Origin of the sequence: Bowmanella denitrificans, assembly GCF_039522935.1 — a bacterium.
Classification (GTDB): domain Bacteria; phylum Pseudomonadota; class Gammaproteobacteria; order Enterobacterales; family Alteromonadaceae; genus Bowmanella; species Bowmanella denitrificans.
Map to the genome: position 1 here is coordinate 1 of NZ_BAAAEI010000033.1, position 13,526 is coordinate 13,526.

13 protein-coding genes are annotated in these 13,526 nt (G+C 51.3%); 5 read left to right on the forward strand and 8 right to left on the reverse strand.

The window, feature by feature from the left end; all coding sequences use genetic code 11:
- The coding region (locus ABD028_RS22945) for an ISAs1 family transposase (RefSeq protein WP_343847657.1) at nucleotides 1-513 on the forward strand (513 nt) is incomplete at its 5' end.
- Nucleotides 514-819: 306 nt separating this feature from the next.
- On the opposite strand, the gene ABD028_RS22950 is transcribed toward ABD028_RS22945, so the two are convergent.
- The 4 genes from ABD028_RS22950 to ABD028_RS22965 form a co-directional block, all read right to left on the reverse strand.
- Nucleotides 820-1,734 (reverse strand): hypothetical protein, encoded by a 915-nt coding sequence (locus ABD028_RS22950; RefSeq protein ID WP_343847658.1) that lies wholly within the window; start codon nucleotides 1,732-1,734, stop codon nucleotides 820-822.
- 8 nt (nucleotides 1,735-1,742) lie between these two features.
- A complete protein-coding gene (locus ABD028_RS22955; protein WP_343847659.1) occupies nucleotides 1,743-2,402 on the reverse strand; it encodes a hypothetical protein in 660 nt (219 codons plus the stop codon).
- Nucleotides 2,395-2,937 (reverse strand): RNA polymerase sigma factor, encoded by a 543-nt coding sequence (locus ABD028_RS22960; protein WP_343847660.1) that lies wholly within the window; start codon nucleotides 2,935-2,937, stop codon nucleotides 2,395-2,397. The genes ABD028_RS22955 and ABD028_RS22960 overlap by 8 nt, the downstream gene beginning before the upstream one ends.
- Before the next feature lie 112 nt (nucleotides 2,938-3,049).
- Nucleotides 3,050-3,955, reverse strand: a complete 906-nt coding sequence (locus ABD028_RS22965; protein WP_343847661.1) for a hydrogen peroxide-inducible genes activator — start codon at nucleotides 3,953-3,955, stop codon at nucleotides 3,050-3,052.
- Between the two features lie 191 nt (nucleotides 3,956-4,146).
- On the opposite strand from ABD028_RS22965, the gene ABD028_RS22970 reads away from it, so the two are divergent.
- From ABD028_RS22970 to ABD028_RS22985, 4 genes are all read left to right on the forward strand, one after another.
- Nucleotides 4,147-6,387, forward strand: coding sequence for a TonB-dependent receptor (locus ABD028_RS22970; protein WP_343847662.1), 2,241 nt, complete (start codon nucleotides 4,147-4,149; stop codon nucleotides 6,385-6,387).
- Nucleotides 6,388-6,391: 4 nt separating this feature from the next.
- A complete protein-coding gene (locus ABD028_RS22975; protein ID WP_343847663.1) occupies nucleotides 6,392-7,342 on the forward strand; it encodes an alpha/beta hydrolase in 951 nt (316 codons plus the stop codon).
- A gap of 71 nt (nucleotides 7,343-7,413) precedes the next feature.
- Nucleotides 7,414-8,598, forward strand: coding sequence for an esterase/lipase family protein (locus ABD028_RS22980; RefSeq protein ID WP_425542148.1), 1,185 nt, complete (start codon nucleotides 7,414-7,416; stop codon nucleotides 8,596-8,598).
- Between the two features lie 52 nt (nucleotides 8,599-8,650).
- The gene (locus ABD028_RS22985) at nucleotides 8,651-9,715 is read left to right on the forward strand and encodes a helix-turn-helix domain-containing protein (RefSeq protein WP_343847665.1); all 1,065 of its coding nucleotides are present in this window, start codon (nucleotides 8,651-8,653) and stop codon (nucleotides 9,713-9,715) included.
- Between the two features lie 50 nt (nucleotides 9,716-9,765).
- On the opposite strand, the gene ABD028_RS22990 is transcribed toward ABD028_RS22985, so the two are convergent.
- The 4 genes from ABD028_RS22990 to pstB all read right to left on the reverse strand — a co-directional run bounded on the left by ABD028_RS22990 (nucleotide 9,766) and on the right by pstB (nucleotide 13,525).
- Nucleotides 9,766-11,034, reverse strand: a complete 1,269-nt coding sequence (locus ABD028_RS22990) for an inorganic phosphate transporter (RefSeq protein ID WP_172449288.1) — start codon at nucleotides 11,032-11,034, stop codon at nucleotides 9,766-9,768.
- A gap of 12 nt (nucleotides 11,035-11,046) precedes the next feature.
- A complete protein-coding gene (locus ABD028_RS22995; protein ID WP_343847666.1) occupies nucleotides 11,047-11,724 on the reverse strand; it encodes a TIGR00153 family protein in 678 nt (225 codons plus the stop codon).
- Between the two features lie 91 nt (nucleotides 11,725-11,815).
- A complete protein-coding gene (phoU, locus tag ABD028_RS23000) occupies nucleotides 11,816-12,532 on the reverse strand; it encodes a phosphate signaling complex protein PhoU (protein WP_343847667.1) in 717 nt (238 codons plus the stop codon).
- A gap of 180 nt (nucleotides 12,533-12,712) precedes the next feature.
- Entirely contained in the window at nucleotides 12,713-13,525 is an 813-nt protein-coding gene (pstB, locus tag ABD028_RS23005; protein WP_146027131.1) for a phosphate ABC transporter ATP-binding protein PstB, read from the reverse strand.
- Nucleotide 13,526: the final 1 nt, after the last annotated feature.

Sequence of the window (13,526 nt, forward strand, 5' to 3'; positions counted from 1 at the left end):
AATCAGCAAAAACTGTACACCGCTATCAATCAGTGTTTTAGCCAGGCGGGGGAGCCGGATGCCTCGACTTGTTCATCGCACAGCCAAGGGCATGGCCGCGAAGAGGTCAGACAGGTTTCTCTTCTCGATGCCAGCCAATTGCCCCAGGACATCCTGCCGCACTGGCCGGGCGTCAAGCGCATTGTGGCGGTTGAGCGTGAGCGTAGCCAGGGGCAAAAGACCAGCTACAGCACCCACTATTACCTGACATCATTAGACCATGCAGACAGCATAGCCAAGGCTATACGCCAGCATTGGCTGACCGAGAATCAGCAACACTGGGTGTTGGATGTGGTGTTCAAAGAAGATGAATGCCAGATTCAGGAGCCGATAAGTGCGCAGAATATGGCGTTGTTCAGGCGGGTAGTGCGCAACATGGTGAAGCAACACAGCAAAAGCAAAGATTCCATCCGAGGCAAATGTGTCAGGGCCAGCTTCGATGATAATTTCAGAGCAGAATTACTCTTTGGCTAATGGAATTAACAAAGTGCGCTCACGCCCTGCATATAGGCATTTTCAGCGAATGCCGTTTTCCCACTGAATATCAACAAAGCATATACAATAGCATTCAAGATAACTTTCACTTGCTATGACCAACCTTTATGTAAACGTTGAAAAATTTAAGATTACAGATAACTTTCAAATTATTCTCTATGTTTTACGGTAGATGAAAAATAATTTTGACTGTGTAAAAGTGACAGCTAAAAAAACAACCCACTATGAACCATAGTGGGCTGCGTTAACAGAATAATACAGCGCAAGCAGCGCTATAACAGAGCATTAAAACTCGTAAGTATTAGCCTTACTCAACAGTTTCTGGGTATCCAGTTTACCGGCCACACAGGCCTGCACATCTTTATAGTCAAACACGTAGATGCGATCCTGATTTTTGCTGCGGCCCTTGCCGCCGGCATAGTTGTCCAGCATCAGGGTGATATGTTCACCGTCAGGCAGGCTCTTCAGGCCACTGCCGTATTTACACAGGATATCGGCGGTATTGTGTTCAAACTCGGCAAGAAATTTTTTACTTTGCTCCTGCGCTGCTTCGGCCCGTTTATTCGCCACATCGCGTCGCTCCTCTTCCAGTTGCTGCGCATACTTTTCCACTTCGCGCTGGCGCTCGCGTATCTGCGCCAGTTCTTTTTGCAGCTCCTGGGCTTCTTTTTCCAGTTCCTTGCGACGCTCGCCCTCGGCATGACGCTTTTCAAACTCGTTGTCGCGGTTGCGACGCTCCACCTCACGTATTTCCCAGTTCAGTTCACGCTGTTTACTGTGCAGCTCACTAAGCTTTTCGCCAGACTCAACAAAGAGTTCACGCACCCTTTCCAACTCATCGCCAATGGACTCGTATTCAATCACCTGGCCCTCATTCTCTATCACTATGGCGTTGCCATTCATTTCAATATGCGGGGCCACCGGTGGTACCGGAATCACATGATCAATACCATTAAAGGAAAAGCGGTACTGGCTGCTGCCAGACGTTTGCACCCTGAACAATACCCCCTGCCCGGCCAGATAAGTGGCTTGTAGATTACGCACACTGATGCCTTTTCTATCGCGGTTTTGTTTGTAGCTGGTTTGCATAATGCTGCTCATAATTTCCAGCTCTTTACTCAGTTCTTCAAGCTGCGTGGCGGCCTGGGCACTCACGCTGCAAATACCGGCAAGTAGCAAACATAGGGATGACTTTTTCATGATTGACCTCATTTTATCGGTGACAGGTTATCGCGCTGCCCAGTCTCGGGCGCCAGATAAACCTGTTGCTGAAGCTTGTTAAACTGACGGGCATAAAACTGTTGATCGTCTTCCCGCTGTTGATTGACGAACTTAATTAATTCGGCAAAATCCTCACGTCGTTCGGTACGACTGGCACTCAGTAGATAGCTGGTTAACTGACTGTTGACGTCCTGTTGCTGCTCACGCATCTCACGACTGTAATTGGCCAGCAATACTTGTTGCTGCTCTTTGAACTGAGCAATTTCAGCGTCCACCTGGCGGCGGATTTCATCTTCACGCCCCTGCCCGGCAAAACTTACCGTCAGGCTGCCGCCATGCACTTGTACCTCAACCCGAAACAGCACCATTGCCAGCGCCACTATCGACATAGCAAAAGACAGTGAGGGCATGGCCCGGCCCCGCCACCAGGACGATTCAGCCCTTGGCTGCGGGCCGATGGCAGGGATCTGCCAGTTGGGCACCGCTTGTTCTTCATAGCGCGTTGCCGCCTGTTCAACTTGCCTGGCCAGGCTAACCTGCCGGGCTAATTCGTCATCTTCGGCACACAGCCGTTCAAATATCTGTTGCTGTTCGGCAGACAACCGGCCTTCCAGCCACAGCGCAAATAATTCATGTTTGTCAGACATAGTGCACCTCCATCACGTCTTTGAGCTTGCCGAGCCCCGCGTACAGACGGGATTTCACCGTATTACTGGATACACCTAACTGCTCGGCTATCTCTTCAAAGGTAAACTGACTAAAAAATTTCAACTCCACCACCGCCTTTTGCTCCAGCGATAACTGCTGCATTGCCCTGACTAATTCCCGCGACTGCGCGTCTGCGATGGTCAGGCGACTGACGCAAGCGAATTCGTCTACCAACGGGTTTTCCTCATCCAGCGGCTGGTAATCACGCTTACGCCGGTAAAACTCCACCATGCGGTGATGGGCGATACGGAACAACCAGGCCTTAAAACTGCCTTCACCACGAAAGCTTTGCAGGTTGCGAAACACCGACAAGAACACCTCTTGCAGCAGATCCATGGCATCGTCGGCATTGCCGGTCATGCGCAGGCCATAGTTGTACACGGCCTTGTCATAGCGTTTAACCAACTTCTGCCAGGCACCGTTATTCCCCTTTAAGGCCTTACGGATTAGCGTTTCATCACTTTGTTCGAACAAGGCCTACCCCAATCATGTCCACTTGCGCTGCAGTTTTGTTATTCTCTGCCCTTAATGTCGAGGCCGGGCAGAAAATAGTTTGGTGAATCTGAAAATATTTTTTGTCAACCACTTACAACATGGCTTTGGGCATTAAGGGTTGCAGCAGCTCGGCAATACGACGGAACAGCCGAACCCGGGTAGTACCACTGCGCCACACCAGACCAATTTCCCGATACGCCTTGTCTTCGGCCGGAAAAGACACCAAAGCACTGTGCTGCAAAATATCGCTTTTCAGGGCCAGCTCCGGCAAAAATGTCAGCCCTAGTTTGCTGTTGGCCAGTTGCACCAGAGTAAACAGGCTGCTGGCTGCTAAGGCACTGACCTGCTCTTTGTGTTTCAGACCACAGGCACTCACCGCATGGCCGGTCATACAATGTTCCTGCTGCAGCAAAAACACACTGTCTTTCGGTAAGGCGCTGTAATCCAGTGGTTGCGGCAACAATTCCAGCATGTGTGGATGCGCCACTAAATGAAAAGGATCGTGGCCAATCACCATTTGTTTGCAGCCCGGTGTTTCCATCGGTAAGGCCAGAATCAACAGGTCCAGTTCGCCACTGTTCAGTTCTCGTAACAGATTACTGGTGGTGTTTTCCTGCAACTGTAAGTTAAGGTCGGGCAGAGCCTTACCCACCTTATCAATCAAGCCTTCCAGCAAAAATGGCGCGATAGTGGGAATAATGCCCAGCTTTAATTTACCAGCCTGCCAATTCCCGGCGCTCTGTGCATATTCCACCAGCTCGCTGGCGCCGTTGAGCAGTTCCTTGCTGCGCTCCACCATATCCAGCCCCAGGGCGGTGAAAATAAAGGTCTTGTGATCCCGCTCCAGTAACTGACAGCCCAGTTGCTCTTCCAAATTCTGGATGGCGGTACTCAAGGTCGACTGACTGACAAAACAGCGTTGTGCAGCCCGGTTGAAATGCTGCTCTTCGTGCAAGACCACCAGATAATTCAGGTGTTTCAGGTTAGGCCACTTCATCAGACGCTCCTCTATAAAAACCTATTAAAACACAATTTATTAATCAGATTAGCTAATGCTAGCAGTATTGTATGGCTTTGTCCTGAGCGTATTTGTCCTCTCAGATTGATGCTTTTTGTCCTTGTTGTTACAGCCACCTAACGCAACAATTTGCCCACCATTAACAATAATTTCACATCATGCCAAACCTCATGAATCTGAACACCTTCCCTTATACCCGGTCCTTGTTGGCTGCTTCTGTCGCCATGCTGTTGGCGCCTCAGACACTGGCATTGCAGGAGCCAGCCAGTAAACGGGCCGAACAGGGTATTGAAGTTATCCAGGTGTCTGCCACCCGGCGCAGCGAAAATCTGCAGGATGTGGCCATTGCCGTCACGGCGTTATCCGCCAACGAACTGGAGAAAATGCAGGTCCTGGACCTTGGCGATCTGGAATCCCATGTACCTAACCTGAGTCTGCATGTGGGGGATGCCTCTAATGCGGTGATCTACATCCGTGGTGTGGGGCAAATTGATTCCATCTCGTTTAACGATCCTGGTGTGGGTGTGTATCTGGATGACGTGTATATGGGCCGGGTGCAGGGTTCATTTCTGGATGTGGTTGACCCTCAGCAGATTGAAGTGTTGCGTGGCCCGCAGGGTACCTTGTATGGCCGCAATACCATCGGCGGTGCAGTAAAGTTTACCAGTGCTAAGCCCTCGGAAATAACCGAAGGCTATCTGGATCTGAACGCAGGCAACTACGGCCAGTTTGGGGTTAAAAGCAGCATCAGCGGTGCCTTGGTGGACAACAAACTGCTTGGCCGCTTCGCCATAGCCAGCAGCAAACGTGACGGCTATGCGGACAATCAGTGGGACGGCGGGGATGATTATGACAAAGATACGCTGGCCTGGCGGGGCAGCCTGCTGTATCACATCAGCGACGACCTCTCTGCCTATCTGGTAGTGGATGGCTCCGACGGTTCCCCGTCGCATTCACGCACACCACACCGTGAAACCCCTATTTATTCGATTAAAGAAGGGCGCCTGCTGCCGGTGGGCGATGACCCGTTTAAAGTGATCGTCAATTACAATGATCTGGAAAGCCTGGAAACCCGCGGCGCAGCGCTTACCCTGGAATATCAACAGGGTGACAGCACCTTTAAATCCATCAGTGCCTACCGGCAAATGGATTATCGCACCCATCTGGATCTGGACGGCAGCCCCGACAGTTCATTTGGCATTTACAACTTTGAAGATCAGGACCAAATCAGTCAGGAACTGCAGTGGCTCTATCATGCTGATGGCTTGTCACTGGTATCCGGCCTTTACTATTTTAAAGAAGACGACAGCACCTTTGGCGGTGCCGTCGCTCCCGACTTTTTTGTGCCACTTGGCGATGGAAACTACCTGCCCTTCCCGGTGATCAATGCCGGACTGCGCGACCAAAAAAATACCAGCAGCGCCATTTACGCCAACCTGAACTGGGAACTTAGCGAACAACTTGGGCTGACGCTGGGCGCGCGCTACACCAAAGAGAAAAAGCAGGTCACCAGTCGTGGCGAAGAATTTGCCGGTACTGGTATTGATAGTGCCGAAGGCATGGAAGCGGCCTTTGGCAAAGGCGTGGGCTATAGCCCTACCGGGTTTACCGCAGAGCAGGACTGGAGCAACTTTTCACCCAAACTGACAGTGGATTACAAGCTCAGCGGCGACCATATGCTTTATGCCAGCGCCAGTCGGGGCTTTAAAAGCGGTGGTTTTAATGGTCGCCTGACCTCATTTGCCCAGCCTTTTGATCCCGAAACCCTGTGGAGCTACGAGATTGGCTCAAAATCCCTGCTGAATAACAACAATATCCGCCTGAACCTGGCGGCTTTTTACAACGATTACAAAAACTTCCAGCTTAGCCGCTTTTCCATTGATCCAGACAGCGGGGCATTTTTATCGCTGTTTGAAAACGCCGGCAAGGCCACAATCTATGGTGCCGAGCTGGAGTTTTCGGCGGTGCTGAGTGATGCCCTGACCCTGAATATCAATGCAGGTTACCTGGGGGGCGGCTACGACGAGCTGGTCGGCGATTTTGGTGCAGAAATCAGTGATCAACGTGAACTGGTCAATGCACCTAAATGGAATGGCCGGGTCGCACTGGATTACTGGCTGGATCTGGACAGCGGCAGCCTGACCATGTCGTTATCCAGCAGTTATCGCAGTAAAACCTATCTGACCGTCAGTTCCAGCGAGGTGTTGGCCCAGCCCGGCTACGCCTTACTGGACATGTCTGTAACCTATCTTACCGATGACGAGCAGTGGCAGCTGAGTCTGTACGGCAACAACCTGACCGACAAACGCTACCGCCAGCATGGCTTTGATCTTAGTGCCTCACCTGGTGTACAGCTGGGTTACTACGGTGCGCCAAGAACCTTTGGAATTAACCTTAAATACAGGTTTTAACAAGATGATGGATAAGGAAACCACCGCGCTGTTGGCGCAATTTAATCAGCAGGTACCCGACACCGAGCAAAGCGACAGCGGTATAGAGGTATCCAGAAACGGCGCCAGAGCCATGTTTATTGGCCTGCAGGGGCCGGTAAATCAGGACTGCCGGGTAACCGACCTGGCCATTCCCGGCCTGCAGGGCAAAATTCCGGCCCGGCTGTACCGGCCCCTGACGGACAACGATGCACCACTGCCCCTGGTACTCTTTATTCATGGCGGCGGCTGGGCCTTGGGTGACCTGGATTGCTACGACGCTTTAGTCAGAGATCTTTGCCAAAAAAGCGGCTGTTTGTTTGTCAGTCTGGATTATCGTCTGGCCCCGGAGCATCCCTACCCTGCCGGGTTAGACGATGTCAGTCAGGCATTGAACTGGGTCTTTACTCAGGCTGACACTTTAAATGCGTCGCCTGCGCATATTGCCATTATGGGCGACAGCGCTGGCGGCAATCTGGCCCTGGCAGCCAGTCATCGCCTGCACAGTCAAGGCGTTAAACGACTGGCTGCCCAATATCTGATTTATCCGGTACTGGATGTGCACAGTCCCCATGAACAATACCCATCCCGCCTGATGTTCGGCGGCGGTGACTACCTGCTGGCCAATGCCGCCATTGACGGTACCCGCGACTGGTATCTGGGTGGCAATGCTGGCAGCGACAATCCGGAAGTGTCGCCCATGTTGCTGAACGACCTCGCACATCTGCCCCCCACCGCATTATTAGTTGCGGGATTTGATCCACTAAAAGACGAAGGCGAGCGCTTTGCAAGGCGCTTGCAACAAGCCGATGTGTTACTTCGTTTTCAAAGCTTTGAGAGCACTATCCATGCCTTTTTGTCATTCGGCGATTTACCTGTAGCACAGGAAGCCAGACTCGCGCTGGCTAAACAGTTGAAACGGGATCTGGCCATTTAAACCCGCACCAGGAGAAAATGATGCTAACAACAAGTCGTTTGCTGAAGGCGTTTGCCGCGCTCTTATTCACCATGGGCCTGTATGGGCCCGTTCATGCAGGGCCAACCAGCCTGGAAGCCAGCTTCAATTCCGGCATTAATAACGGCTGGGTGAAAGTAGAGCGCTGGCGGGACACCAGTAGCCATATCGGTCAGGAAGCCTTTCCCGCTGACGGACGCGGTGATCAGACGGGTCAACGTGCTACTTTTTTTGCCGATCCCAGCCCATCTTCTGATGTGTTTCTGCTGTATCACGCACCCGGCTGGAGTACCAACAGCAAAACCGTACCGGTATTGCTGATCCACGGCGCTAACCAGGATGCGGATCTGGCCTGGGCCAACCCCAATGATGCCGGTGATTATGGTTGTGGTCAGCAAAATTGCCCGACCAGCGGACTGATGCAGAGCCTGGCAGCCGATGACTTTAAGGTGTTTGCCTTGTCACTGGCGCATAAAAATGGTGATGGCTATATCTGGGCCGAGCAGATCGCCAATGCCATCAATATAATCAAAAACAAAACCGGGGCCAGTCAGGTGGACCTGGTAACCTGGTCAAAAAGTGCGTTTAACGCACGTATGTATATCTCTTCTGTTACCCAAGCCTGGAGTACCAGCTATCAGAATGATGTCAGGCGCCTGATTATGCTGGGTGGCCCGAATAACGGTATTGACTGGTCATTTCGCCATGGCTGGACCCATACATTTGCCGTTTACCCGGGCTGTGGTGGCGTGATCAATGGCCCGACCGCCCATGACAGCATTCTTTGTTACGGCATCTGGCAAAATGGCAACCAATGGAGTTATGCCTCCAGCTATTTTCCCGGCTCGGTACAAATGCTTAAACGCTGGGACAATACTTATGCCTTGCCGGTAAGTGAGCAGGATTGGTACACCACTTATGAAGGCGGCTGGGGGTTTTACACCCATGGCCAGGGTATTGATGCCTTCTTACCCGAATCGTTGGTGGATATAGTACGGGCGGCCGGGACCGATCCGGCCGTCAGGGTTCACAATCTGTGTGGCAACAAGGCCGATATCGCCCTGATTCACAACGAGCATACCGGACCATCAGACGGTGTGGTGTTTGTTTCCAGCTGTAATGATGCCAGCGGCCTGGGCAATCACGGCGGTTCTGCCACTATTGCGGTGAATCATTTAAAACTGGGCTGGTCGGGTGCCGGCATCAGCCAAATTAAGGCCTGGCTGAACGCACCTTAACCTTGATGGCAACGGCACTGTACTTTGGCAGGATTGATAAGGACTCACCTTTATGCTCTATTTCGTCCAACAGTCTTCCATGGGGTGCCGTATTCCCGTGCCGGAAAAAAACGCTGCAAGCTTACCTAAGATCCGTCGTAATGCGGTGACCTTACTGGGCCAAATCCTGTCGAAGTCGGGCCTGTGTTTACAGGACATGTTGCGTAAGTCAGGCTTGGATAATCAGGATACTCTGGACATTGTCGACTTTCTGCGCCTGCTGGAATCCTTCGCCATTGAGGTCTGCGACGAATCCCTGCATATGTCAAAGCGGCCGTTGTTGCCTGGCACCAATGATCATGTTCTGTCCCATTTGGGCAAATGCCACAACCTGCAAAATGCATTACAGGAATTGGCGGCGTCGTACAATTTCATTCATGGCGGCGCCTATAACAAGGTGGAGCGCCGGGACAGAGAAATACTCTATATTATCGATGACCGCCAGTTTCCCTATCTGGATGAAAGTCAGCCGGAGCATATCCGCTTTAACCTGGACTGCGTGCTTCTGTATGTGCATGGTGTGGTTTGTGCTTTAGGCGGTCATAGTGCGGCCCATAGCCTGGTTAAAGTACAAAGCCGTGCCGACAACGGTGACAATTCCGTGTTGCAGGCCGCCTTTGGCCATTTGCCGCTGAAATTCGGGGCGTCATGTTATGTATTGCATTATCAGATAGGCATGGCCGATCACGCTCTGCAATGGCAAGCGCCATTAACCCTGAGCCATGTCTATAATCAGTTGCAGTTTCACTTGGGTCAGAACAATGCCGGTCATTTGGTCAGGCGGGTAAGAGGTCTGCTGGAAACAGGTATTCAGAGCCAGGACGCCATTGCCAGCGAACTTGGCTATAGCGTGGCAACGCTGCGCCGGAAACTTGCCGAAAGCCAGAGCAGTTTCCGGCAATGCCGTGAACAGGTATTGAATCAGGAAGCCAAAACCTTACTGGCCAGGCATCTGAGCTTAGAGGAGGTGGCCCTGCGCCTGCATTTTTCAGATGCCCGCAGTTTTAATCGCGCCTTTAAAACCTGGAATGGAATAACACCCCGAGACTATATCGATAGTCTGGCCAAAAGCAATTAGCCCGAAAAGTAAAAACCCGGCCAAGGCCGGGTTTTTAAGCTTTACTGCGATTAAGCAGCAAAGATCCCTTTAAGCATAAAGAAGAACATAATCGACAAGGCCGCACCAATGGGTAACGTGACAACCCAGGACACCACGATATTACGGATAACGCCAAGGTTCAGTGCCGCAATACCACGGGCCATACCTACCCCTAGCACCGCCCCTACCAGGGTTTGCGTGGTAGAAATCGGCAGACCGGTGCCGGATGCCACCACCACGGTTGTGGCCGCCGCCAGTTCGGCAGCAAAGCCACGGCTGGGAGTCAAATGCGTAATACCTTTACCAATGGTCTGGATAACGCGGTGACCGAAAATCGCCAGTCCCATTACGATACCCACTGCACCAAGTGGCAGGATCCACCAGGCGAGTTTCGCTTTTCCGGCAATTTCGCCGCCACTTTGCACCACACTGACCACGGCTGCCAGCGGACCAATAGCGTTGGCTACGTCATTTGAACCATGGGCAAAGGCCATACAGCACGCGGTCACTACCATCAAAATAGCAAACACTTTTTCCACACTGGCGAACTGCATCTTACGGTCTGCCTCGCGATCCAGCTTAATCCGGTTGATATAAAGCTTACCGCACACACCAACCACTGCGGCGATGGCGATGGCAATCAGGTAGCCTTCCATATTGCCAATATGCAGCCCTACGTGCTTTAAGCCTTTCTTGATTGTCACCAGCGACATCACAAAACCTGCCAGGGCCATATAGTAAGGTACATAGCGTTTGGCGTTAGCGAAGGGTGAATCGGTATCAAAGATCAGGCGCTGTGCGCTCATAAAAATAATGTATGCCAGAAAGCCTGATATAGCAGGCGTCACTATCCAGCTACCGACAATACCTGCCACCTGGGCCCATTCAACAGATTGTGAGCTCACCCCAACAGCAGAGAAACCGATAATGGCGCCAACGATAGAATGCGTCGTAGATACCGGCCAGCCAAGGTAAGAGGCAATCACCAACCAGATCCCCGCAGCCAGCAACGACGCAATCATGCCGTACACCAACAGCTCGGGGGCATCCACAAAGAACGCACTGTCTACTATGCCTTTACGGATAGTTGAGGTAACTTCGCCGCCGGCCAGATAAGCACCGGCGAACTCGAACACCATGGCGATAATGATAGCCTGCTTAATGGTCAGCGCCTTGGAGCCCACGGAGGTCCCCATGGCATTGGCCACATCATTGGCACCAATGCCCCAGGCCATTAAAAAACCCACGACCGCAGCCGTGACTATCAGCATAAAGCCGTATGTAGTTAAAATATCCATCAGAACTGCCCTTTAACTGGCTAGCATCAATTCGAGTCGCGACCCAACGCGTTGTGAGATGTCGGCCAAATCGCCGATCCATTCAATGACCTTGTAGAGGAACATCACGTCTACCGGGTTTAACTGGCTTTCCAGTTTCCACAGCTCGCGACGTAATACCACCTGCATTTTGTCTGTGTCGTCTTCAATCTGATCGAGTTGATCGATCATATCTTCAACCACTTTAACTTCACGGCCTTTGAAGCCGGTTTCAAGCAGCTCGTCCAGCTCATTAGTGACGTTTTGTGCCTGACGGGTAGCGTCAATGGAGCGCATCACAAAATTACGGAACAAGTCGTGCAGGGATTCATGTATGGCCAGCTCACGTCCCAGCATCAATCCGGAGATATCACGGGCACGGTTGGCAATTTTATCCTGCTGGCTGAGCAGATCGAGTAAATCCTGACGCTGGATGGGCATAAAAATACCGGCCGGCAAGTTGACTCTCAGCTCTCGCTTAAGGGCATCGGCCTTACGTTCCAGGTGGGAAATATCATGTTGTAGTTTTTCGGCAGTTTTCCAGTCTTTTGTAAATACCGCTTCAAAAAACGGTAACAAACCCTGGCTACACTCATGAACTGTGTTGATATGCTCTTCCAGTGGTTTCAGCGGCGATTTCGCAAAAACCTCTAGAAATGAATTACTTGACATAAATGGCACTGTTTCTACCTTCAAGGTGGTGGCGCATGATACACCACAAAATATGAATGAAATATTTCAGTTTTATGACAATCAGGCATTATTACCTGAGTTCTTGCATTTTCTCCTGCATCGCCTGGCGGGAGATATGCCGCACGTCCTTGCCCTTCACCAGATAGATTATATACTCACAAACGTGTTTGCACCTGTCGCCAACGCGTTCTAATGCGCGCATAGCCCAAAGTATATCCAGCCATTGCGGCAATGCATCAATATCCTGCTGCATTTCAGCCACAGCCTGGGTTAGCAACTGCTTGTATTGTTCATCTATTTCCTGATCACCAATGTGAATGGTCAAAGCCGCATCGGCGTCCATTCTGGCAAAGGCGTTCAGGGTCTGGCGCAACATTTCCATTACGTGATTGCCGGTGGCGATCATACCGTTTTTGATGTCTTCAGACACGGGTAAATTGCCTTTCACAATGAGTTTGGCGATTCGTTCAACATCATCACCGATTCGCTCAATATCCACTGTCGCTTTGTTAATCGCCAGCACCAATCGCAGATCGCTGGCAGCGGGATGGCGCTTGGCAATAATACGGGTACATTCCTCATCGATCTGTACCTCCATATTGTTAACCATCAGGTCATTAAGCATGACTTTTTCTGCCAGCGCCCGGTTGTTATCCCGCAATGCACTGATGGCGTCGCAAAGCTGCTGCTCGACCACGCCGCCCATGGTCAGCACGGAGTTACGCAGATTTTCCAGCTCCAGATTAAAACGCCCGGAGATATGGGTATTGAGTTTTACTTGTTGCATGGTTACCTCTTCGAGCCTCGAGTTTCGAGTTTCGAGTTTCGAGTTTCGAGTTTCGAGTTTCGAGTTTCGAGTTTCGAGTTTCGAGTTTCGAGTTTCGAGTTTCGAGTTTGCAAATTCTGTTATATGTCCACGAACGCCAAGTTCTCAGGAATATTGCCCATCCCTCTGATATCCGTCATTTTAGCCATAACGCCCGGTTATGTATTCTTCGGTCTGCTGTTCTTTGGGTCGGGTGAACAATCTGTCGGTATCCGAGTATTCAATCAAATGGCCCTGATGCAAAAAGGCAGTGAAATCAGACACTCTGGCCGCTTGTTGCATGTTGTGGGTAACGATCAATACGGTGTATTTTTCCTTGAGCTGGGTAATCAGCTCTTCGATGGTCAGGGTGGATATCGGATCAAGCGCCGAGGTCGGTTCATCCAGCAGTAATATTTCAGGTTGCAGGGCAATGGCCCTGGCAATCACCAGACGCTGCTGCTGACCACCAGACAGGGTCAGCGCAGACTCAAACAACCTGTCCTTGACCTCGCGCCAAAGCGCGACATCCCGCAGCGACTGCTCGACCGCATTGTCCAGGGTGCGCCTGTCTTTAATGCCCTGAATTTTCAGGCCATAGACCAGATTTTCATAAATGGACATGGGAAAAGGGTTGGGCTTTTGGAACACCATACCCACCTGTCGACGCAATAGCGCCACCTCTTCCTTACGATGATAAATATTGCGGCCATTAATATGCACTTCACCTGCAACCACACAATTGGGTACCAGGTCGTTCAGCCGGTTAAAACAACTAAGCAATGTCGACTTGCCACAGCCACTCGGGCCAATCAGCGCCGTGACATGACGTTTAGGAACCTGCATATTGATATGGTGCAAAGCCCGTTTGTTACCAAAGGTTAAGGTTAGGTCGCGCACATCAATGGCAACCTGCTCCTGACTCAGGCTGTCGAGATCCAGGCCTTGCCTGGACAAATCAAAATACTCAAACATA